The sequence below is a fragment of the Streptosporangium sp. NPDC002544 genome (assembly GCF_040295965.1).
In the GTDB taxonomy this organism is placed as follows: Bacteria; Actinomycetota; Actinomycetes; order Streptosporangiales; family Streptosporangiaceae; genus Streptosporangium.
Genome location: NZ_JBEOWJ010000061.1, coordinates 1 through 21,087 on the forward strand (window position 1 = coordinate 1; position 21,087 = coordinate 21,087).

The 21,087-nt window shown below is 69.6% G+C and carries 22 protein-coding genes and 1 tRNA gene; 9 read left to right on the top strand and 14 right to left on the bottom strand.

The genetic code is table 11. From position 1 onward, the window contains the following. Positions 1–247 precede the first annotated feature (247 nt). The 5 genes from ABT061_RS46590 to ABT061_RS46610 all read right to left on the bottom strand — a co-directional run bounded on the left by ABT061_RS46590 (position 248) and on the right by ABT061_RS46610 (position 3,836). Positions 248–730 (bottom strand): hypothetical protein, encoded by a 483-nt coding sequence (locus ABT061_RS46590; RefSeq protein WP_350930141.1) that lies wholly within the window; start codon positions 728–730, stop codon positions 248–250. A gap of 234 nt (positions 731–964) precedes the next feature. Continuing rightward, positions 965–1,225: a hypothetical protein gene (locus ABT061_RS46595; RefSeq protein WP_350930142.1), complete on the bottom strand. Its 261-nt coding sequence runs from the start codon at positions 1,223–1,225 to the stop codon at positions 965–967. 89 nt (positions 1,226–1,314) lie between these two features. Further along, complete coding sequence (gene modA, locus ABT061_RS46600) at positions 1,315–2,112, bottom strand: molybdate ABC transporter substrate-binding protein (protein WP_350930143.1); 798 nt, start codon at positions 2,110–2,112, stop codon at positions 1,315–1,317. A gap of 691 nt (positions 2,113–2,803) precedes the next feature. Next, positions 2,804–2,877, bottom strand: a tRNA-Pro gene (locus ABT061_RS46605). A gap of 35 nt (positions 2,878–2,912) precedes the next feature. Beyond that, complete coding sequence (locus ABT061_RS46610; protein ID WP_350930144.1) at positions 2,913–3,836, bottom strand: metallophosphoesterase; 924 nt, start codon at positions 3,834–3,836, stop codon at positions 2,913–2,915. An 80-nt stretch (positions 3,837–3,916) separates the two neighbouring features. Here ABT061_RS46610 and ABT061_RS46615 point away from each other — a divergent pair, with 80 nt between their 5' ends. Further along, on the top strand, positions 3,917–4,375 hold the full coding sequence (locus tag ABT061_RS46615; RefSeq protein WP_350930145.1) for a GatB/YqeY domain-containing protein: 459 nt from the start codon (positions 3,917–3,919) through the stop codon (positions 4,373–4,375). Positions 4,376–4,474: 99 nt separating this feature from the next. Here the strand turns inward: ABT061_RS46615 and ABT061_RS46620 are convergent, their stop codons facing one another. Then, positions 4,475–6,730 carry a transglycosylase domain-containing protein gene (locus ABT061_RS46620; RefSeq protein WP_350930146.1) on the bottom strand — a complete coding sequence of 752 codons (2,256 nt, stop codon included), beginning with the start codon at positions 6,728–6,730 and terminating at the stop codon, positions 4,475–4,477. 265 nt (positions 6,731–6,995) lie between these two features. Between ABT061_RS46620 and ABT061_RS46625 the strand changes: the two genes are divergently transcribed. After that, a complete protein-coding gene (locus ABT061_RS46625) occupies positions 6,996–7,292 on the top strand; it encodes a WhiB family transcriptional regulator (protein WP_012887233.1) in 297 nt (98 codons plus the stop codon). Positions 7,293–7,377: 85 nt separating this feature from the next. Here ABT061_RS46625 and bagB read toward each other — a convergent pair whose 3' ends face one another. After that, positions 7,378–8,505 carry an ATPase BagB gene (bagB, locus tag ABT061_RS46630; RefSeq protein ID WP_030924170.1) on the bottom strand — a complete coding sequence of 376 codons (1,128 nt, stop codon included), beginning with the start codon at positions 8,503–8,505 and terminating at the stop codon, positions 7,378–7,380. Next, positions 8,502–9,506 (bottom strand): ATPase BagA, encoded by a 1,005-nt coding sequence (gene bagA / locus ABT061_RS46635; RefSeq protein ID WP_350930147.1) that lies wholly within the window; start codon positions 9,504–9,506, stop codon positions 8,502–8,504. Before bagA ends, bagB begins: the two co-directional genes overlap by 4 nt. 400 nt (positions 9,507–9,906) lie before the next feature. On the opposite strand from bagA, the gene sp36 reads away from it, so the two are divergent. The 4 genes from sp36 (at position 9,907) to ABT061_RS46655 (ending at position 12,396) form a co-directional block, all read left to right on the top strand. Continuing rightward, positions 9,907–10,062: a Sp36 family protein gene (sp36, locus tag ABT061_RS46640; protein ID WP_012887236.1), complete on the top strand. Its 156-nt coding sequence runs from the start codon at positions 9,907–9,909 to the stop codon at positions 10,060–10,062. Next, positions 10,059–10,517, top strand: a complete 459-nt coding sequence (locus ABT061_RS46645) for a RidA family protein (protein ID WP_350930148.1) — start codon at positions 10,059–10,061, stop codon at positions 10,515–10,517. The genes sp36 and ABT061_RS46645 overlap by 4 nt, the downstream gene beginning before the upstream one ends. Positions 10,518–10,771: 254 nt before the next feature. Further along, the gene (locus ABT061_RS46650) at positions 10,772–11,611 is read left to right on the top strand and encodes an NUDIX hydrolase (RefSeq protein WP_350930149.1); all 840 of its coding nucleotides are present in this window, start codon (positions 10,772–10,774) and stop codon (positions 11,609–11,611) included. Further along, a complete protein-coding gene (locus ABT061_RS46655; protein ID WP_350930150.1) occupies positions 11,608–12,396 on the top strand; it encodes an MBL fold metallo-hydrolase in 789 nt (262 codons plus the stop codon). Before ABT061_RS46650 ends, ABT061_RS46655 begins: the two co-directional genes overlap by 4 nt. 109 nt (positions 12,397–12,505) lie before the next feature. Here ABT061_RS46655 and ABT061_RS46660 read toward each other — a convergent pair whose 3' ends face one another. Next, the gene (locus tag ABT061_RS46660) at positions 12,506–13,186 is read right to left on the bottom strand and encodes a Crp/Fnr family transcriptional regulator (protein WP_350930176.1); all 681 of its coding nucleotides are present in this window, start codon (positions 13,184–13,186) and stop codon (positions 12,506–12,508) included. Between the two features lie 87 nt (positions 13,187–13,273). Here ABT061_RS46660 and nth point away from each other — a divergent pair, with 87 nt between their 5' ends. Continuing rightward, on the top strand, positions 13,274–13,993 hold the full coding sequence (nth, locus tag ABT061_RS46665; protein WP_350930151.1) for an endonuclease III: 720 nt from the start codon (positions 13,274–13,276) through the stop codon (positions 13,991–13,993). A 118-nt stretch (positions 13,994–14,111) separates the two neighbouring features. Further along, positions 14,112–14,756, top strand: a complete 645-nt coding sequence (locus ABT061_RS46670) for an NUDIX hydrolase (protein ID WP_350930152.1) — start codon at positions 14,112–14,114, stop codon at positions 14,754–14,756. On the opposite strand, the gene ABT061_RS46675 is transcribed toward ABT061_RS46670, so the two are convergent. Then, complete coding sequence (locus ABT061_RS46675) at positions 14,706–15,257, bottom strand: HEAT repeat domain-containing protein (protein ID WP_350930153.1); 552 nt, start codon at positions 15,255–15,257, stop codon at positions 14,706–14,708. The genes ABT061_RS46670 and ABT061_RS46675 overlap by 51 nt on opposite strands. 72 nt (positions 15,258–15,329) lie before the next feature. On the opposite strand from ABT061_RS46675, the gene ABT061_RS46680 reads away from it, so the two are divergent. Next, complete coding sequence (locus tag ABT061_RS46680; protein WP_350930154.1) at positions 15,330–16,526, top strand: MarP family serine protease; 1,197 nt, start codon at positions 15,330–15,332, stop codon at positions 16,524–16,526. Here the strand turns inward: ABT061_RS46680 and ABT061_RS46685 are convergent, their stop codons facing one another. From ABT061_RS46685 to acs, 4 genes are all read right to left on the bottom strand, one after another. Further along, entirely contained in the window at positions 16,527–16,913 is a 387-nt protein-coding gene (locus ABT061_RS46685; RefSeq protein WP_502991636.1) for a DUF309 domain-containing protein, read from the bottom strand. Between the two features lie 89 nt (positions 16,914–17,002). After that, positions 17,003–17,926 (bottom strand): alpha/beta fold hydrolase, encoded by a 924-nt coding sequence (locus ABT061_RS46690; RefSeq protein WP_350930156.1) that lies wholly within the window; start codon positions 17,924–17,926, stop codon positions 17,003–17,005. Continuing rightward, positions 17,923–18,390 (bottom strand): phage holin family protein, encoded by a 468-nt coding sequence (locus ABT061_RS46695; RefSeq protein WP_350930157.1) that lies wholly within the window; start codon positions 18,388–18,390, stop codon positions 17,923–17,925. The genes ABT061_RS46690 and ABT061_RS46695 overlap by 4 nt, the downstream gene beginning before the upstream one ends. A 459-nt stretch (positions 18,391–18,849) precedes the next feature. Continuing rightward, entirely contained in the window at positions 18,850–20,835 is a 1,986-nt protein-coding gene (acs, locus tag ABT061_RS46700) for an acetate--CoA ligase (protein ID WP_350930158.1), read from the bottom strand. Positions 20,836–21,087: the final 252 nt, after the last annotated feature.

Genomic DNA, 21,087 nt, shown 5'->3' on the forward strand with positions numbered 1-21,087 from the left:
GATCCAGAGCACCGGGGTGTTGCCGACCACGTGCTCGGGGGCGTGGCAGGTGGCTCCGGTGATCAACTGGCTGAGCGAGGTGGTGGCGATCTGCGGCGAACTCGCAGTGATCTGCGGTGAACTAAGTGTATATATCATGATCCGTTTCCCCTGAATGCGATGTGATCGGCTCGCTTTTGGGCGTGCGCGAACGACGGCTCATACCGCTCAGTGGGAGCGTGGAGTCGTTGGCGGCCCGAGGGGCGGGCTATATCCGGGAAACGGATTTGAGCAGAAGTAGCGCGACCCCGGGCGGCGGACGGACCGGTTGCGCGCGCCGCCGCGCGGGCGGCGGTGGAGCTGTGGTGGACTCCTCGGCCACCACCGGGTCACCGACGACCGGCCCGGCCGGCACCAGGACGCGCGTGCCGGTGATCTGAGCTCCGGCTGCCGCGCCGCAGAGGTGGTGATCTTCATCGACGGGCGGCACCGGGCACGGTAGGTGCTCCGCCGGCGTCCCCGCGCCGATCAGGGTGAAAAGCCCGGTGGCGGCGCCGGTATCCTCGGCGGCGCTCACCCCGACGGTCGCCGTGGCCGGTGGCCACGGGCCGGGGGCACGATGATGGCCCCGGTGAGCGGGGGCCACCACGCACAGCGTCAGGTGCATCAACACGACGGCACCGAGCACGGCCAGCCCTAGCGCGAAGGCGACGCCTCCGTGCCGTACGACCCGCCGCATCGATGCGATCATGACCACAAACGTACATTACCGTCTGCTGCCGGTTGACTCCGGGGGGTTACTTTATGCCCTTAAAGGCTCCTATGAGCGCTGGAAACCGTGGCGGCATCGGCCGCTCCGACGTTGAGTACTCCACGCTGCGACCGGCGATGAGAGCCGCGCCGCGCGGGCCGTATCCGGTGCTACGTCGGTGCGAGGCCGGCGCGTCGGCCGGACGTGCGAAGGTGCGCCCGCGGAGCGGCGTGTCTAGTGCCTGAGGCCACAGGGGCAGGGCGGGCCGGCCGGTTCGGGGGAATCGGCCCAGTGCAGGGCGATGAACGGCTCGGCGCGGCAGGGATGGTGCACCCGTTCGCGGGTGATGCGGTAGCGGGCGACGCCCTCGGGCTCTTCGGGTGAGCGGCGCGGGACGGGCACGGTGAGGGTGCCGATGTCCTGGTCGATGTGGGTGAGCATGCCGTGGCAGGGGCCGCCCAGGCAGATGGCGTTACGGGGCTGGTCGCCGCTCATGCCGTACTCCCTGCCGTACCTCCTGACGGGCCGGGGCGGCGCTGTGCGCCGTTCCGGCCCGCCGGGGTCGCGGATCGCGTCATCGCGGGTCAGGGGGCTTGGAAGCCAGCCTTGGTCAGCACGTCCTTGCCCTGCTGCGACAGCACCAGATCGACGAACTGCTTGGCCGCCTCGGGGGCGGGCGCCTTGGACAGGGTGGCGATCGGGTAGTCGTTGATCGCCTTCTCCGCTTCGGGGAAGTCGATGCCCTGGACCTTGCCGCCGGAGGAGATGACGTCCGTCTTGTAGACCAGGGCGGCGTCGACCTCGCCGAGCTCGACCTTGGTGAGGGTGGCCTTGACGTCCTGTTCCAGGGTGACCGGTGTGACCTTCAGACCGGCCGCGTCCAGCGCCTTGACCGCTGCCGCGCCGCACGGCACCTGCTCGGCGCAGAGGGCGACCTTGACCTTCGGATCGGTCAGGTCGCTCAGGTCGTCGACCTTGGCGGGATTGTCGGCGGGTACGGCGATCTGGAGGGTGTTGCGCACGAAGGTGGCCGGGGTGCCGGCCAGGGAGGCGTCGGTGACGGTCTTCATCGTGGCCGGGCTGGCGGCGGCGAAGACGTCGGCGGGGGCGCCCTCGACGATCTGCTGGGCCAGGGTGGCGCTGGAACCGAAGTTGAACCGCACGGTCGTGCCCGGGTGCGCGGCCTCGAAGGTCTTGCCCAGCTCGGTGAACGTGCCGGTCAGCGACGCGGCGGCGAACACGGTCAGCGTCGTGGCCCCGCCTCCGGACGACCCACTGGAGGAGGCGGAGGTGGCCGGATCGCTGGAACCGCAGCCGGCCAGGCCGGCGGCCAATGTGAGGGCGATGGGGATCGTGGCCCACCGGGAAAGACGCCTGAACAACGAGGGCTCCTTACTGGCTCACGTGCCGACCCAGAACGTCGCCACGGACAATCACGATACCTTCGCATATTCGGGCTTCAAGAGGCAGGTTCCCTGGCAATCAACAAAGAGGCTGCCCTTATGTCATCGCACCTGCGATAAGTAGACCAGGTGCGGTCGCAGCCCACCCTTCTCTCGTGGGTCCGACCCCGTCTCCGGCCACCCCGATGTTCGCCTGGGACGGGGCGCGAGGCGACGCCCAGTGCCGAGCCGGGGCGGATCTGGGCGGGGTGTCGGGGGAAGGCGGCAGAGAGCCCGCCTGGGCGGCGGTGTCGGTATCGCGGGCTCGGTGGCCAGGGTCTGTTCGGGAAGCCGTGGGGTAGGTGGTGTCGGGATCACCTCGGCCGGGTCCTGCTCGACAGACCGCTGAGCAGGTATGAACGCGATCGCCTCAGCCGGGGCCGCGAAGGCGAGTGACTCGAAGCAGGGCAAGGAGCGGTCCCCGGTGCGCCGGCCTCCAGGCGCGTGACCATCAGATCGCCGGAGGGCTGGGTGAACCGCGCCGGGCGCTATGCGTAATCCCACCCTTGCCCCGCCAACCGCCGGAAGCCGCACGATCCCAGGCGCTCTGAGAGAGATGGTCACTCGGTAACGCAGAAAGCCGTTCCTGATTTCTCAGAAACGGCCCTCTACCTCGGGACTTTATTCAACGTCGGGGTGACAGGATTTGAACCTGCGGCCTCTTCGTCCCGAACGAAGCGCGCTACCAAGCTGCGCCACACCCCGGTCACACGTCCGGTCTTGCTCGTGCTTGGGAAAGTCTAGCGGACTTCGTGGGTGCTTGCGTCGCCGCGCCGACGGGGCACCAGGGTCAGCAGGCTGGCCTCGGGGTAGCAGGCGAAGCGGGCCGGAGCGTAGGGGCTGGTGCCGAGGCCGGCGGAGACGTGGAGGTAGGCGGAGTCGTGGCGGCTCATGCCCTTGACCCGGGTCCGGTCGATGCCGCAGTTGGTGACCAGGGCGCCGTAGAAGGGGACGCAGAGCTGGCCGCCATGGGTGTGACCGGCGAGCAGCAGCTGGTAGCCGTCGGCGGCGAAGCGGGTCATGTTACGGGGCTCCGGCGAGTGCATCACCCCCAGCCGCAGGTCGGCCTCGGCCGGGGCGGGGCCGGCGATCAGGTCGTAGCGGTCGCGGTTGATGTGGGAGTCGTGGATGCCGCCCACCGCCATGTCAAGATCGCCGACCTTGACCCGGGCGGTGGTGTTGTTCATGTCGAGCCAGCCCTCGGCGGCCATGGCGGTGCCCAGCTCCTCCCAGGGAAGCGTGGGGATCTTCTGCCCGTAGTCGGCCTTGGAGGTGCGCCAGAGATAGCGCAGCGGGTTCTTCGGCTTCGGCTCGTACATGTCGTTGGAGCCGTAGACGAACAGCCCCGGACGCGACAGCAGGGGCTCCAGGGCATGCATCAGGGGCGTGATCGCGTCGGGGTGCGCGATGGAGTCGCCGGTGTTGACCACCAGGTCGGGGTGGAGGGCTCCGAGCGAGCGGACCCAGTCGATGAGCATCCGCCTGCCGGGGGTGAGGTGCAGGTCGGACAGGTGCAGGACGCGCACCGGGCGCTGCCCCGGCTCCAGCACGGGCACGTCGAAGCGGCGCAGCCGGAACGCGTTGCGCTCGATGACCGAGGCGTACGCGAGGCCGGCCAGGCCGACGCCGAACAGGGACAGGGGCACCGCGGCTGCTTTCCTCACCCTCTCATCATGCCCGAGATCGGCCCTCCGGACGGAAACTCTGGATACAGCGGGGCTGGTGAGGCGGCAAGATGGACCGCATGAGCGCATTGAAGGACAAGCTGAAGGCCGATCTCACGGCCTCCATGAAGAGCAGGGACGAGATCCGCACCCGCACGATTCGCATGGCCCTCGCGGCCGTGAACGTCGAGGAGGTCTCGGGTAAGGCGGCGCGCGAGCTCTCCGACGACGAGATCGTCAAGGTGCTGGCCAAGGAGGCCAAGAAGCGCCGCGAGGCGGCCGAGGCGTTCAGCGGTGCCGGCCGGGCGGAGCAGGCGCAGGCGGAGATCGACGAGCAGGCCGTGCTGGAGGCGTACCTGCCCGCCCAGCTCTCCGACGAGGAGCTCGCCGCCCTGGTGGACGAGGCCGTCGCCGAGAGCGGTGCCTCCGGGCCGCAGGCCATGGGCCAGGTCATGAAGATCGTGAACCCGAAGGTCGCCGGGCGCGCCGAGGGCGGTCGCGTCGCACAGGCCGTACGGGCGCGCCTCGCGTCCTCCTGACCCGAGGCCGTGGCGGCACGCACGATACCTCTCCGGGTAAGGCCAGAGCCCTCCGCGCCGGACCCTTTCAAAGGGGCAGGTGCGGAGGGCTCTACTGTTCTAGGGGGTGACCGGAGGGATCGTGATGCCGCCGTTGACCTCCCGGTCGCCGCCGCCCGAGGGCGGACCGTCACCGCCGCCGCGACCGCGACCGTCACCGCGACCGCCACGGTCGCCACGGTCACCGCCGTCACCCCGGTCGGACTTCGGCGGCGGCTTGGGCGCGCACCGGTTGCCGGTGCAGCCGCCGAAGCGCCCCATGTTCACCGGGGTGAATGAGGTCGCCTCGACGTCCCTGAGCGCGCTGAGCATCGAGTTCTTCCAGATCGGGCCGGCGATCGAGGCGCCGTACACGTAGTTGTAGTAGCGCCCGCCGATGGTCACGCCGATCAGGTCGTGCCCGAAGGCGCCGCGCGGGTCACCGACGCTCACCGCGGAGGCGAGGTCGGGAGTGAACCCGGCGAACCAGGCGGCGGTGTAGGCGTCGGTGGTGCCGGTCTTGCCCGCCGCGTCGCGGCCGATGCCGCCGACCTGGCTCATCGTGCCCTTGGTGAAGACCCCGGACATGATGTGGGTGGCCGCGTCGGCGACCTCCTCGTCCAGGACCTGCTTGCACTTGGGCTTGTACGACGTCTTCTTGCCCTCGCGGTCGGTGCTCTCGGTGATCACCATCGGCCTGCAGTAGGTGCCACGGGCGGCGATCGTCGCGTAGGCGGCGGAGACGGTCACCGGGTCCATCTCGTTGATGCCGAGCGTGAAGGTCTCGAACTCCTTCAGCGGGGCGCCGTCGGCGCGCTGGATGCCCAGGCTCTTGGCCATCTTCACCGTCTCGCAGAGGCCGACCTCCTGCTCCAGGCGCATGAAGAAGGTGTTCACCGAGCCCAGGGTGCCGGTGGTCAGGGTGTTGAAACCGCCGGGGCCCTCACTGGAGTTGGTGACGGTGTGCCCGGGCTCGCCGACCGCGTTGCCCTTGCAGTCGCGGAACGCGCTGTGGCTGGGGGCCTGGTAGCCGGTGCCGGTGTTGAAACCGTCGTTCAGCTTCATGCCCTTGTCGAGGGCCGTCAGCAGGGTGAAGGGCTTGAACGTGGAGCCGGCCTGGAAGCCCGCTCCGCCACCGTGCAGCCGGTCGCCGACGAGGTTGTAGCTGATCTCGTTCTTCTTCTTGTTCCCGCCGAACTTCCGGCTGGCGGCCATCGCCTTGATGGCGCCGGTGCCGGGGACGACCATCGCCTGCGAGGCGACCGGCTTGTCGCTGGCGTGGACGAACTGCCGGATCGCCTTCTCCGAGGCCTTCTGCGCCTTCGGGTCGAGCGTCGTCTTGATCGTCAGGCCGCCCCGCTGGAGCAGCCTCTCCCGCTGCTTGCGGGTCTTGCCGAAGTCCTCGTTGGAGGCGATCTCCTGCTGCACGTAGAGGCAGAAGTAGGGGTAGTCGCTCACCTCGCAGCCACCGGGGGCCGAGATGTTCTTGAAACCGAGCTTCTTCTTCTTGGCCTCTTCGGCTTCCTGCGGTGTGATCTTGCCGAGCTCGGCCATCCGGCTCAGCACGATGTTGCGCCGCTCCAGCAGCAGCGCGCGGGCGGCCTTTCCCGCCCCCGGGTCGGTCCGGCTCGGGTTCTGCACGGCTCCGGCCAGGGTGGCCGCCTCCCACAGGGTCAGCTTGGAGGCGGGCTTGTCGAAGAAGCGCCTGGACGCGGCCTGGATGCCGTAGGCTCCCGCGCCGTAGTAGGAGATGTTCAGGTAGCGCTCAAGGATCTCCGACTTGGTGTACTTCTCCTCGACCGCCAGCGCGTAGCGCAGCTCGTTGAGCTTGCGGGAGAACGTCGCCTCGATGGCGGCGTCCTGCTCCTCCTTGGTCTCCGCCGCGTTGAGCAGCACGAGCTTGACGTACTGCTGCGTGATGGAGGAGCCACCCTGGACGACCCCGCCGCCTGAGACGTTCCGCACCGCCGCGCGGAAGGTGCCTTCCAGGTCGATCGCCCCGTGCTCGTAGAACCTGGTGTCCTCGATCGCCACGATCGCCGTCTTCATGACGTCGGCGACCTGGTCGAGCTTCACCGACTCGCGGTTCTCGAAGTAGAACTGGGCGAACTGCTTGCCGTCCGCATCGAGCAGGGTGGTCTTCTCCGCGAGGGGAGGTTCCTTGAGCTCTTCGGGGAGAAGACGCAGCTCGTTCGTCGCCGCGTTCACGGTCATCCCCGCGCCACCCACCGCCGGAAGCGCCACCGCGGCGACGAGCACACCTGTGACAGCCGCCGCGCCGAGCAGCTTCAGCACATTGCCGACCGCCGACCCCTGATCTTTGCCTTGAGCTTGCACGAGACCCAGGGTACGTCGGACGGATAACCCAAACGGTAACGGAACCCTGTTTTGCCATGACTTCGTGCTGTATCGCAGGTGGGTGACTAGTCATTCCCGGCCAGATGGCCGTGGATGACCATGTGAGAATTTGGTCCCGCCGGGGTCTGTCGGCCCGAACGTCTGGTTGCGTACGGTCTCTTTCTGCAGCAATTGAATACCGAGGCCCGACGCCCGCGCCCGTCGGCCCAAGTCACGACTGACCACCTAAGGGGAGTGGGGTCGAATGTGGATCACGGATTGGACCTCCCGTGCGGCCTGTAAGGGTGCGGATCCTGACGCTTTGTTCGTTCAGGGTGCTGCCCAGAACCGAGCAAAGCTGATCTGCCGAGGATGCCCGGTCCGGACCGAGTGCCTCGCCGATGCGCTGGACAACCGCATCGAGTTCGGGGTGTGGGGCGGGATGACCGAGCGCGAACGCCGAGCACTGTTGCGTCGGCGACCGGATGTCGACTCCTGGCGGGACCTGCTGGAGTTGGCCAAAGAAGAATATGAGCGGACGAATGAGCTGATAGCCGGCTGAGTTCGCGCCGATCCCGTACGGCTGGCGCCGGGCGCCAGCCGTACACGCATGTCACGGGTCGGCGAACGCGCGCTCGCCGTGACGGCTACTGGGCGGCCAGCAGGTCGCCCACCTCGCGCAGCCCTTCCAGGTCGTGCACGTCCTGCGACATGGCGGGGACCCGCGCGACGGGCACCGTGGGATGGGCGGAGATGAAGTGCTCCTGCTCGCGTTGCTCGCGAGCGGCCAGCTGCATCCGGTCCGCGTGCAGCCGCAGTACGGCGGAGGTGAGCTCGTGCTCGCCGCGCGCCTCCAGGTCTTCGGCGGCGGCGGTGCTCCGCGCCCCGGACAGCACGGCCGCGGGCGAGCGGTGCACCCGGTTGACCACGAGACCCGCCAGGGGCATGCGCTCCTCGGCCAGCCTCTCCACGAAGTAGGACGCCTCGCGTATCGCGTCGCGCTCGGGCGAGGCCACGACGAGGAACGCCGTTCCGGGAGCCTGCAGGAGCCGGTAGGTCTGGTCGGCCCGCGCCCTGAAACCGCCGAAGACGGCGTCCAGCGCGGACACGAACGTCTGCAGGTCCTTGAGTACCTGCGCGCCCAGCAGCTTGGTCAGCGCTCCGGCGACGATGCCGAAACCCGCGTTGAGCAGCTTGAACGCGCTCCGCCCGCCGGCCTTGGCGGGGGCCATGAGCAGCCGGATGAGCCGGCCGTCAAGGAAGCGGCCGAGCCGCTCGGGGGCGTCCAGGAAGTCGAGCGCGGAGCGGGACGGAGGGGTGTCGACGATGATCAGATCCCAGTCGTCCGACCGCCGGAGCTGGCCCAGCTTCTCCATGGCCATGTATTCCTGCGTGCCGGCGAAGCTGGACGAGAGGGACTGGTAGAAGGGGTTCGTCAGGATCTGGCGAGCTCGCTCGGGGTCGGCGTGCGCCTCGATGATCTCGTCGAAGGTCCGCTTCATGTCGAGCATCATGGCGTGCAGCCGGCCCTCGCCCTCGACGCCCACGACGAGCCTGGGGGTGTTGTCGAGTTCGGTGAGCCCCATCGACTGCGCCAGCCGCCGCGCGGGGTCGACCGTGAGCACCACGGCGGAACGGCCGCGCTCGGCCGCGCGCAGTCCCAGGGCCGCGGCTGTGGTGGTCTTCCCGACGCCGCCGGAACCGCAGCAGACGATGATCCGCGTGTGCGGGTCGTCGATGATCGCGTCAAGGTCGAGGACCGGAGGGGTCTTCACGCTGCTCCTTGGGTGCGGATTGATTCCGCCAGCTCGTACAGCCCGGACAGATCCACCCCGTCGGCCAGCAGCGGCAGCTCGTAGCGGGGGCGTGCGGCCTCCTCCAGCGCCAGCCTCTCGTCCCGCTCCAGCTCGGTGCGGCGGGCGTGCTCGGCGATCTCCTCGGCCAGGGCGTCGGCCACCGTGACCGCGGCGGAGCCGCCGTCGGTGAGTCCCGCGGCCTTGAGGCCGAGCACCAGCTCCGCCGGGTCGAACCGGTTCTCGGCGGCGGCCTCCAGGACGGAGTCGGGCAGCAGCGACTCGCGGACCATGTTGATGAAGATCCCCCCGGGCGGGAGCCCGGCGGTGCGGAGCTCGCTCAGGCCGTCCAGGGTCTCCTGGACCGGCATCTCCTCCAGGAGCGTGACGAAGTGCACGGCGGTCTCCGGAGAGGCGACGACGCCGTTCACCAGGTCGGCATGGTTCTTGATCGGGCCGACCCTGGCCAGCCCCGCGACCTCGTTGGTGACGTTGAGGAAGCGCACGATCCTGCCGGTCGGCGGCGCGTCCAGCACGACCGCGTCGTAGACCCTCTTGCCGTCCTTGCCCTTGCGCCGGACGGCCTCGCTCGTCTTGCCGGTGACCAGGACGTCGCGGAAGCCGGGGGCGATGGTGGTGGCGAAGTCGACGATGCCGATCTTGGTGAGTGCCCTGCCGGCCCTGCGCATGCCGTAGAACATCTCAAGGTACTCGAGCATCGCCTCTTCGGGGTCGATGGCCAGCGCGTAGACGTCCCCGCCGTCGGGTGCGACGGCGATCTTGCGCTCCTCGTAGGGCAGCGGCGGCAGGTCGAAGACCTGGGAGATCCCCTGGCGGCCCTCGACCTCGACCAGCAGGACCTTGTCGCCGCCCGCCGCGAGGGCGAGCGCGAGTGCGGCGGCCACCGTCGTCTTGCCGGTGCCGCCCTTGCCGGTGACGACGTGAAGGCGTACGCCGTCCCAATCGGTGTCGCGAGCTCTCACCTTTCGAAGGCTACCCAACGGTTACTTGACAACTCTCCGGTGCCTTCCCCGGTAGCACTCAAACGGCATGGTCGCCCGGCGGGCCCGAGCCGGGGGCGGGTGCCTGCGCTGAGGGTGGCCGGGGAGCCTCTTTCGTCGATCACGCTGGTCAGCAAGGCGATGTGGGCCGGACGGCCCGAAGCCGAACCCGTCCGAAGCCGGAGGCGAGGCCCGGGGAGCCGTGCGTGGCCCTCCCGCTAATCGATCGGATGCGGAAAGTAAATATGTAGATTCTCACAGCGGACCGCCCTGACCATCGGCCCGCCTCCGGCGGTACCGGGTGGTGGGCATGAGCCATGCCGGGCGCTCGCGGACCCGTAGTGGGCCGCTCGCCGGGAGCCGTCTCGCTAATGTGTCCCGCATGACGAAATGGGAGTACTCGACAGTGCCGTTGCTGGTACATGCGACGAAGCAGATTCTCGACAACTGGGGCCAGGACGGCTGGGAGCTCGTCCAGGTCGTGCCGGGGCCCAACCCCGAGCAGCTGGTCGCCTACCTGAAGCGGCCCAAGCAGTGACGGCCGAGGAGAGGTTGGCGGAGCTGGGCCTGACCCTGCCGGAGGTGGTGCCGCCGCTGGCGGCGTACGTCCCGGCGGTGCGTTCCGGTGACCACGTCTACACCTCGGGGCAGCTTCCGGTGGTGGACGGCAAGCTGAGGGCCAGCGGGAAGGTCGGCGCCGAGGTGGGCGTCGAGGACGCCTACGAGCTCGCGAGGATCTGCGCGCTCAACGCCCTCGCCGCGGTCGCGTCGGAGGCCGGAGGACTGTCGAACATCGTGCGGATCGTCAAGGTGGTCGGGTTCGTGGCCAGCGCCCCGGGCTTCACCGGCCAGCCGCAGGTCGTCAACGGCGCCAGCGAGCTGCTCACCGCGGTGCTCGGTGACGCGGGCAGGCACGCCAGGAGCGCGGTCGGTGTCGCCGTTCTCCCGCTGGACGCGCCGGTCGAGGTCGAGGTGATCGCCGAGGTCCGCTGAGGTCGGGTGGACACCCCGGCGTCAGCGAGGCTCTGACGGCCGCGAGGGCACACCGACGGTCGAAGGGCGGCGAGAGCTCGCCGGGGGCCGTGGAGGTGCCGTGGGGCCCGCCGGGAGCCGGCCTCCCGGCGCCCCACCCGCCGGGGCGGCGCGCCGGGAGGCGGGCGCCGGGAGGGACCCCGCGATTGTCCGGGGCGGTGCCGTGCCACATGATGGACCCGGCAACCGAGTGATGTTCTGGCGGAGGGTCTCAAATGGACGGTATCCCGCTTCCCGGCGAGTTCGGTGAGCGTGCACGCGACATTCTGGCCGGGCGGATCGTGCCGGTCCCCGCGCGAGATGCCGCCACCGTGGCCATCCTCCGCGAGGACGCCGGTCAGGTGGAGGTCTACCTGCTGAGGCGCAAGGCGAGCATGGCCTTCGCCGCCGGGGCCTACGTCTTCCCCGGCGGGTCGGTCGACCCGCGCGACACCGATCAGGAGATCACCTGGGCCGGTCCTTCGCCCGCCGCCTGGGGCGAGGTCTTCCGCGCGGACGAGCAGACCGCGCGGGGCCTGGTGTGCGCCGCCGTGCGGGAGACGTTCGAGGAGTCGGGGGTACTGCTGGCCGGGCCGTCCGCGGAGTCCCTCGTGGCCGACACCACCGGTGACGACTGGGAGGCCGACCGGCTCGCCCTGATCGACAGGACCCTGTCCTTCGCCGACTTCCTCGGCAGGCGCGGCCTGGTCCTCCGCTCCGACCTGCTCCGCCCCTGGGCCCACTGGATCACTCCCGAGGTGGAGAACAAGCGCTTCGACACCCGCTTCTTCGTCGCGGCGCTCCCGCCGGGCCAGCTCACCCGCGACGTCGGCGGCGAGGCCGACCAGGTGGTCTGGGTCCGGCCCGCCGACGCGCTCGGCCAGGGGAGGGCGGGCCAGATATTCCTGATGCCCCCGACCCATCGCACGCTCACCGAGCTGTGCGCCTACGACAAGGTCTCCGAGGCGCTCGCGGCCGAGCGTGAGATCGTGACCCTCATGCCCAAGGTCGCCGAAGTGGACGGTGAGATGCGCATCGTGCTCGACGACGACTACGAGTTCGGCGGTTCGCGGTGAGCGGGCTGCGGATCCCCCTGGAGGGGCCCGACGGTGCGGGTACGGAGCACGCGCTCAACCTGCTCGCCCCCAACCCCTCCGAGATGACCCTGGACGGTACCAACACGTGGGTGATCGGCCTCGGTGAGGAGGTGCTGGTCGTCGACCCCGGTCCCGATGACGAGGAGCACCTGGCGCGGGTCGCCGGGCATCTGGAGGGCCGCCGGGTCGCCACGATCCTGCTGACCCACGGGCACCACGACCACAGCGGCGGTGCCGCGAGGTTCGCCGGGCTGGTCGGCGCGCCCGTCAGGGCGCTGGACCCCGCGCACCGGCTGGGTGAGGAGGGGCTGGGCGACGGTGACGTGCTCACCGTCGGGGACCTGGAGCTGCACGTGGTGGGCACGCCAGGCCACTCGTTCGACTCGCTCTGCTTCTGGTTGCCGCGGGACAGGGCGATCCTCACCGGCGACACCGTGCTCGGCCGCGGCACCACCGTGATCGCCTCGGACGGTGACCTGGCCGACTACCTGCGCTCCCTCGACCTGCTCAGAGCGAGGGCCGAGCAGGTCGGGGCGGAGGCGCTGCTGCCCGGTCACGGTCCGGTGCTCCCCGACCCGATCGGCACGCTCGACGGCTACGTCGCGCACCGGCGGCGGCGGTTGGACCAGATCCGGGAGGCCAGGGAACGGGGGGCGACGACGCCCCGCGAGATCGTCGAGATCGTCTACGCGGAGGTGGACAGGTCCCTCTGGTTCGCCGCCGAGATGTCGGTTCGCGCGCAGCTCGCCTATCTGGACGGCTAGGTCCGCCTCTGGCGGACCCCACCGTGCTGAGGGCCGGCCGGACAGGGCGTCGTGAGCTGGAGGAGGAGGCCGCGGCGAGGTTCCGCCGGGCAGCGGGGGACGGGGCCCGTCAGCGCGAGCGGTTGTGCAGCCGCTCCAGATCCATGATGACCACGGCCTTGGCCTCGATGCGCAGCCAGCCGCGCTGGGCGAAGTCGGCCAGCGCCTTGTTCACGGTCTCACGGGAGGCGCCGACCAGCTGGGCCAGTTCCTCCTGGGTGAGGTCGTGGTGGACCCGCACGCCGTCGTCGACCCGCTGGCCGAAGCGGTCGGCCAGGTCCAGCAGGGCCTTGGCCACCCGTCCTGGAACGTCGGTGAAGACCAGGTCGGCCAGCACGTCGTTGGTACGGCGGAGGCGCTGGGCCAGGGCGCGCAGCAGGTGAAGGGCGACCTCGGGACGACCGGTCAGCCAGGGGCGCAGGTCGTCGTGTCCGAGCCCGGCCAGCAGGACGTCGGTCAGCGCTGTGGCGGACGCCGTACGGGGACGGGGGTCGAACAGGGAGAGCTCGCCGAACATCTCACTTGGACCGAGCACGCTGAGCAGGTTCTCCCGGCCGTCGGGTGCGGTGCGGGAGAGCTTGATCTTGCCTTCGAGCACCACGTAGAGGCGATCCCCGGTCTCGTTCTCGCTGAAAAGGGTCTGCCCTTTGGCGAGGCGTACCTCGGAGACGCTCGTCCGCAGCGCGGCGGCGCCCTCACGGTCGAGTGCGGCGAACAGCGCGGCCTTGCCCAGCACGTCGTCGGAGTTCACAGTGCCTCCCGTTTCACGGCTCACGCAGTCATTGTGACCCATCCCACCGAGCGACTCTGCGGGGGGCCTTGAGCGTAGGCTGTCGGAGTGCTCCGCGAAGTCAGCCCCGGTGGTGAATCCCGGCTCGCTCTGGTCCGTCGAGCTCGGCGAATGGACCGAATCCTGGCGGAGGCCTATCCCGACGCCCATTGCGAGCTCGACTTCCGTGACCCTCTCGAGCTGTTGGTCGCGACCATCCTGTCCGCGCAGTGCACGGACAAAAGGGTCAATACGGTCACTCCTGCCCTTTTTGTGAAATATCCCACAGCAGCAGACTACGCCGGTGCGGACCGGGCCGAGTTGGAGGGGATCATCCGGCCCACCGGGTTCTTCCGGGCCAAGGCCAACAGCATCATCGGCATGGCCCAGGTCCTGTGCGAGCGCTTCGGCGGCGAGGTCCCCGGGAGGCTCAAAGACCTGGTGACCCTGCCGGGGGTCGGCCGCAAGACCGCCAACGTGGTGCTCGGCAACGCCTTCGGGGTGCCCGGCATCACCGTGGACACCCACTTCCAGCGGCTCGTCCACCGCTTCCACTGGACCTCGGAGACCGACCCGGTGAAGATCGAGCAGGTCGTCGCCGAGCTCATCCCGAAGCGCGACTGGACGATGATGTCCCACCGCCTGATCTGGCACGGTCGCCGCGTCTGCCACGCCCGCACGCCGGCCTGTGGAGTCTGCCCGCTCGCCGCGCTCTGCCCCTCGTACGGCATCGGCCCCACGGATCCCGTCCAGGCCGCCAAGCTGTTGCGCCCCGGCCCCTTCTCGTGATCTTTTCCGCACCGCTGTGGTAAGACCGCCTCGGGGTCCTGGCGGATCCGCGGACATCCCGCCGGTGCCGGGAAGCGCGGGGCGGGACGCCGTGTTGCAGAGGACCGGAGGTGTGCCCGTGGAAGAGGTTCCCGGATGGTTGGAAACGCTGGCGGAGCGGGTCGCGGGAACGCCGGTGCCCCCGATGCTGCGCCCGCCGGTGTCCGGCGGGCGGCCGGCCGCGGTGCTGCTGCTCTTTGGTGAGGGGCCACTCGGTCCGGACGTGCTGCTCATCCAGCGGAGCTCGAACGGGCGCACACACGCCGGTCAGCCCGCGTTCCCGGGCGGCGGGGTGGACCCGGAGGACGACGGCCCGATCGCCGCGGCGCTGCGCGAGGCCGTTGAGGAGACCGGTCTCGATCCGACGGGCGTCCGGGTGATCGGGACCATGCCCGAGCTGTACGTGAGCCGCAGTGACAACCGGGTGACCCCGGTGCTGGCCTGGTGGCACACGCCCTGCGTGGTCCACGCGGCCTCGCCGGACGAGGTGGAGTCGGTGGAGCGGATCCCGATCCGCGAGCTCGTCGATCCGGCCAACCGGATCAGGCTGCGCCATCCGAGTGGTTACTCGGGGCCGGCGTTCCGGGTGCGCGGGCTGCTGGTGTGGGGGTTCACCGCGGGAGTGCTCGACACCGTGCTCGGCCGTTCGGGTTTCGAGCTTCCCTGGGATCACTCACGGATCGAGGACATCCCGCCCGACGTCCTCAACCTCGCGTCCCGTTGACAGGGCCAGGCCGAGGCGAGCCCAGTCGGCCACGTCCCCGTCGGAATCGAGGGTCAGCCGTCTCAGCGCGGCCAGGCCCGTCGGGTCGGGTGGGCTGCCCATGATGTTCGGCAGCGCGTAGGCGGCCCCGTACCTGATCCGGGGGTCGGCGTGTTCGGAGAGGGCGATCACCGACGGCAGCGCGCGGCGGTCCCTGAGATGGCCGAAGGCGATCAACACCGAGTAGAGCACCAGGCAGTCGTCCTCGCCGACGGACAGGGCGCGGAGCACCGGCAGCGTCCGGTCGACGAAGCCGAGCCGTCCCAGGATGTCGACCCCGAGCATCCGCTCGGCCGCGGTCTTTCCCGAGCAGAGTCTCCGTGCCGCGGTGAAGGTCTCCAGATCGCCCCGTTCCTGCAACCGGGTGATCGCGCGCCAGCGGGCCGCGCCCTCCTGATCTCGCTCCCGTAGCGCGGTCTCGATGAGAGACGCCACGGTCGCCGCTCCTTCGATCATCGCCATCCGGCCACGATAACCGCAGAGACCTCGCAGAAGGTGTGCACGCGCGGGGCAGGGGCTGGATACCGTAAGGGAGTGAGCGGTGATCTCCTCGACCTCATCCTGATCGCCCTGATGGTGGCCTTCGCGGTGTCGGGATACCGCCAGGGGTTCATCATCGGGGCCCTGAGCTTTGTCGGTTTTGTCGGTGGTGGCCTGCTGGGCATGTTCATCGCCCCGCCCATCGCCGGAGCGGTGGTCGACGGTGAGACCGAGCGGGCGCTGCTGGCGATCGTCATCGTCTTCCTCGCCGCCACGATCGGTCAGTTCGCGTCGTCGACGATCGGCGCGGTGGTCCGCAGCCATGTCACCTGGGAGCCCGCCAAGGTCGTCGACGCGGTCGGCGGCACCTTCGCGAGCGCCTTCTCGGTGCTGATCATCGCGTGGCTGATCGGCTCGCTGATCACCTCCTCGCAGTTCACGCTGCTCGGGGAGCAGGTCAGCAAGTCCCTGTTGATCAAAACGGTCGACCAGACGATGCCGAAGCTGGCCAGGGACCTGCAGAAGCCCTTCAAGGACTTCATCGACACCTCCGGCTTTCCCAGGGTGTTCGACGGCATAGCGGGTGGTCAGTTCGTCGAGGTCGCGCCACCCGACCGGAGCGTGACGAAGAACGCGGCGCTCACCCGGGCCCGCCGGGGCATCGTCAAGGTCCAGGGCGTGGCCTCCAGCTGCCGAAAGCACATCGAGGGCACCGGGTTCGTCTACGCCCAGGACAAGATCATGACGAACGCGCACGTGGTCGCCGGGGTCGACCAGGACCTTCAGGTCATCGACCATCTCAACAACGTCCACTCGGCCCAGGTCGTGCTCTACAACCCCGACAGGGACATCGCGATCCTGCGCGTCCCCGATCTGGACCTGCCGATCCTGCGCTTCGACGGCACGGCCAAGAAGGACGACGACGCCATCGTCGCGGGCTTCCCGCACGGCCAGGGTTACACCATGGAGTCGGCTCGGATCAGGGACCGGCAGAGGGCTCAGGGCCCCAACATCTACGAGCACAAGACCGTCAACCGGGATGTCTACTGGATCCGCGGCCTGGTCCGGCAGGGCAACTCCGGCGGGCCGCTGCTCACCCCCGACGGCAGGGTCTACGGCGTCGTCTTCGCGGCGGCCACCGACAGGGCGGAGACCGGCTTCGTGCTGACCGCCGCCGAAGTGGCGCCGGACGCCGAGGACGGCTCCAAGCTGTCCAACCGGGTGAACACCCAGGAGTGCACCCGGAACTGATCAGGCCTCCGGATCCGCTCCCTTGGAGGGAACCAGGTGCCGGATCAGGTCTCTGATCACGGCGATGGCCGTTTCGGCGTCCAGGTCGTCCAGCTTTCCGACCGCCACGGCCATCTCCTCGTACGGCGTGCCGTACCGGCTGATCCGGTCGGCGCCCCGGGCGAACAGCGTCGCGGCTCCGCCGCGGTTGCCCCGCTGCAGGTGGGTGAGGCCCACGCAGATCTGCGCCAGCCCCTGCCACAGCTCGCGCTCCTGGGCGGGGGAGTTCTTCCAGCGGCCTTCCAGCACCTCGTGGGCGTGGAACGGGCGTCCCTCGCCGAGCAGCCGGTGAGCCTCGGAGACGGCCTCCTCCGCGCTTGGCGCGTAGTCGTCCGGGATGCGTTCCACGCCCTCCGCGCCGTACGGAAGCGGCCTCCCGAACGCGTCGCGAGGACGCCGGTTGCGCGGTCTCCCGTCGGCGTCCCGGTCCCGCCCGTTCACCGGTCGGGCTCCGGATCGGACAGCCAGGCGACGAGCTCGGCGTCGAACTCCTCCGGGCACTCCTCGTGCGGGAAGTGCCCGGCGCCCTCGATCAGCCGCCACCGGTAGGGGGCGGCCACGTAGCGGCCCGAGCCCTGGGCGGTGCGGGGCAGGATGTGCCGGTCGAACGCGCCGTGCACCTGCAGGGTCGGTACGTTGATCTGGGCGCGCATGGCCCTGGCGTAGCGCCACCCGTCCGGGCGGAGCTGGGAGCGACCGAACCAGCGGTGGTACTCCAGCGCGCAGTGCGAGACGTTGGGGATACGGAACGCGTCGCGGTAGGTCTTCGCCACCTCCTCCTGCGGCCAGCCGGGAGCCGACCACTTCTCCAGCAACTGCCCCACCATGGCGCCGGAGTCGGCGGTCAGGCGTCGCTCGGGAAGCAGCGGCAGCTGGAATCCCAGCGCGTAGCGAGCCGCCCTGAACTGGCCGAACGGCTCGGTGAACAGCGCGGTGCGGAGCCGGCGGGGATGCGGCGCGGAGACGGTGACCAGCCGCAGGACCGCCTTCGGGTCCTTCACGGCCATGGTCCAGGCGAGCAGCCCGCCCCAGTCGTGGCCGACGACGATCGCGGAGCTCTCGCCCAGCGCCCTGACCAGCCCGGCCGCGTCGGCGGCCAGGGTGTACAGGTCATAGCCACGGGGCGGCTTGTCACTGGCGCCGTAGCCACGCAGATCGACGGCGACGGCGCGGTAGCCCGCTGCCGGAAGCGAGACAAGTTGGTTGCGCCAGCTCCACCAGAACTGCGGGAATCCGTGGAGCAGCAGCACGAGGGGGCCCGTACCGGCCTCCACGACGTGGAAGCGGGTGCCTCCGGCATGGACCGAGTGGTGGGTCCACGGACCCTCCAGCCTGACCATGGACTCGTCGGGTCTGCTCACTGGCCCGGTCTCACCGGATCGCGATGGCCGCCCACCTGACCGGCCGTGACCGGAGCGGCGGGAACGGCGTCGACCTCGGCTCCGCTCTTGATGGTCTTGAGTGAGTGCAGGGTCCGCCGCATTCCGGTCAGGCCCTTGAGCCGCCGGATGCCGACGAAGACCAGCAGCCCGGCCACGATCAGATAGAACACGGTGACGATCAGGAAGGCGAGCCAGGTCCACAGGCCCGCGGCGACCAGGCCGTAGGCGATCGCGAACGAGGCGAGGATCAGGCACAGGTGGGCCATGAACGCCGCGGCACCGAAGAGACCCGCCGCCACGCCGACCCGCTTGGCATCGAACCTGAGCTCTGCCTTGGCCAACTCGATCTCGGCGCGGACCAGTGTGGATATGTGGTCACTGGCCGCGGCGACCAGTGCGCCCAGCGACTCCTCCTGTGGCTCCGCGGGCGGAATATGTGTCATGGACGGTCTCCTATCGAGGGCCTCTGTCAAACATCATGCTGCGCCCTGAGGCGGTCGTGCACGCACACCCGCGGCGGGATCGTCACCGGGGCCGGTGTCGCGAGCACCACTGTGGTTATCGCGCATGTGTCATCGAATATCTGCGTCGTCAAGACTTCAGACTTTAGTCCGGCTGTACCGGGTCGGTGAGGTCACGGCCGTCCGGGGGCGGGAATCCGCACCACCGGGTGTGCCTTCGGGCCGGCCGGACGTGGAGGCCGGGCAGGATCGCCGGCTGATTTTCCGCCCGCTGTCCTTGATCAGGGCGTTCGGTTCCGGCGCCGGACGACGACACCGGTGGGGAGGTTGTCACGGCGGGGGGGCTACCCCGGCGGCGGGTCGGCGAACATCGCGGCGGCGATGGGGGAGTCGGCCCCGGGTGGGCCAGGGGTCCTGGTCCACCCGGGGCCTCCGGTTCGCTCAGTCCTCGCCCTTGGCGCTGGGCAGCTTCTCCGAGATGAGGTTCATCACCGTGCTGTCGGCCAGGGTGGTGACGTCGCCGATGCTGCGGTTCTCCGCCACGTCGCGCAGTAGACGCCGCATGATCTTGCCGGAGCGGGTCTTGGGCAGCTCGGGCACCACCAGGATCTGGCGGGGCTTCGCGATCGGGCCCAGTGTCTTGGACACGTGGGCGCGGAGTTCGGCGGCGATGTCCGCGCCTTCCTCGGCGTCGCCGCGCAGGATCACGAACGACACGATGGCCTGCCCGGTCACCGGGTCGGTCGCCCCGACCACGGCCGCCTCCGCGACCTTCGGGTGGGAGACCAGCGCCGACTCGACCTCGGTGGTGGAGATGTTGTGCCCGGAGACGAGCATGACGTCGTCCACCCGGCCGAGCAGCCAGATGTCGCCGTCCTGGTCCCTCTTGGCACCGTCGCCCGCGAAGTACATGCCCTCGAAGCGGGACCAGTAGGTGTCGATGTAGCGCTGGTCGTCGCCCCAGATCGTGCGGAGCATCGACGGCCACGGGTCGCGGATCGCGAGGTAGCCGCCACCGCCGTTGCCGACGCTTCGGCCCTGGTCGTCGACCACGTCGGCGGTGATGCCCGGCAGCGGGCGCATGGCCGCACCGGGCTTGCCCTCGGTGACGCCGGGCAGCGGGCTGATCATGATGGCGCCGGTCTCGGTCTGCCACCAGGTGTCGACGACCGGGGTACGGTTGCCGCCGATGTGCTCGCGGTACCAGACGTACGCCTCGGGGTTGATCGGCTCGCCGACGCTGCCCAGGATCCGCAGAGACGACATGTCGTACTTGGCGGGGATGTCGTCGCCCCACTTCATGAACGTGCGGATGGCGGTCGGGGCGGTGTAGAGCAGCGTGACCCCGTACTTCTGCACGATCTCCCAGAACCGGCCGCGGTGCGGGGTGTCCGGAGTGCCCTCGTAGATGACGCTGGTCGCGCCGTTGGCCAGCGGACCGTACACGATGTAGGAGTGGCCGGTCACCCAGCCGATGTCGGCGGTGCACCAGTAGACGTCGGTGTCGGGCTTGAGGTCGAAGACCGCGTCGTGGGTGTACGCGGCCTGGGTGAGGTAGCCGCCGGTGGTGTGCAGGATGCCCTTGGGCCTACCGGTCGTGCCGCTGGTGTAGAGGATGTAGAGCGGATCCTCGGCATCGTTCGGCAGCGCCTCGTGGACGTCGGACTGCCGGTCCACCACGTCGTGCCACCAGAGGTCCTTGTCGGTCTGGGCGACCTCCTGGCCGGTCCGCCGCACGACCAGGACGTGCTCGATGCCGGGGCACTCCGCGACCGCCTCGTCCACGGTCGGCTTGAGCGCGCTGGGCGCGCCGCGACGGTAGCCGCCGTCGGCGGTGACCACGATCTTGGCGTCCGCGTCCTTGATCCGGCCGCTGAGCGCGCTGGAGGAGAACCCGCCGAACACGACCGAGTGGATCGCTCCGATCCGGGCGCAGGCCAGCATCGTGATCGGCAGTTCGGGGATCATCGGCATGTAGATCGCGACCCGGTCGCCCTTGCCGACGCCCAGCTCGGAGAGCGCGTTGGCGGCCTTGGAGACCTCGCGCCGCAGGTCGGCGTAGGTGAGTGTGCGGCTGTCGCCCTCGGGCTCACCCTCCCAGTAGTAGGCGACCTTGTCGCCGTGACCGGCCTCGACATGGCGGTCGACGCAGTTGTAGGCGATGTTGAGCTCGCCGCCGACGAACCACTTGGCGAAAGGCGGGTTCCACTCAAGGGCACTGTCCCAGCGCTTTGACCAGGTCAGGCGGTCGGCCTGCTTCTCCCAGAAGGCGAGGCGGTCCTGCTCGGCCTCCGCATAGGCGTCGGCGGTCACGTTCGCGGCCGCGGCCAGGCCTGCGGGAGGTGCGAACCGCCGGGTCTCGTTCAGCAGGTTCGACAGCGTCTCCTGGGTCTCACGAGACTCGGAACCAGGGGTCTCCGGGGCCACTACGCACTCCTCACGTACTGCTATCGACTAGTCGTGTCCCACTTCACCAGGCCACCGGTGCTCGCCACAAGAGGTCTAGACAGGTCTGTACCAATCGGTGACAAGGCCTCATAGGCCTTCAAAACGCCTTGATTTGCAGAAACGACCACTCTGGAAATGTTGTGTTTTCGACACCGTAGGAATGTAGACGGCGTTATTCAATGCGTATTGACACGGTGATGCGCCGGACGGTGTCATGCGCTCGGCGAACGG

Bases quoted from the DNA above. Each gene is read 5' to 3' on its own strand.
- ABT061_RS46650 (WP_350930149.1), top strand. From the start codon at position 10,772: ATGGACGGTATCCCGCTTCCCGGCGAGTTCGGTGAGCGTGCACGCGAC.
- ABT061_RS46625 (WP_012887233.1), top strand. From the start codon at position 6,996: ATGTGGATCACGGATTGGACCTCCCGTGCGGCCTGTAAGGGTGCGGAT.
- ABT061_RS46595 (WP_350930142.1), bottom strand. From the start codon at position 1,225: ATGAGCGGCGACCAGCCCCGTAACGCCATCTGCCTGGGCGGCCCCTGC.
- ABT061_RS46695 (WP_350930157.1), bottom strand. From the start codon at position 18,390: ATGACACATATTCCGCCCGCGGAGCCACAGGAGGAGTCGCTGGGCGCA.
- ABT061_RS46675 (WP_350930153.1), bottom strand. From the start codon at position 15,257: ATGGCGATGATCGAAGGAGCGGCGACCGTGGCGTCTCTCATCGAGACC.
- ABT061_RS46615 (WP_350930145.1), top strand. From the start codon at position 3,917: ATGAGCGCATTGAAGGACAAGCTGAAGGCCGATCTCACGGCCTCCATG.
- sp36 (WP_012887236.1), top strand. From the start codon at position 9,907: ATGACGAAATGGGAGTACTCGACAGTGCCGTTGCTGGTACATGCGACG.
- ABT061_RS46590 (WP_350930141.1), bottom strand. From the start codon at position 730: ATGATCGCATCGATGCGGCGGGTCGTACGGCACGGAGGCGTCGCCTTC.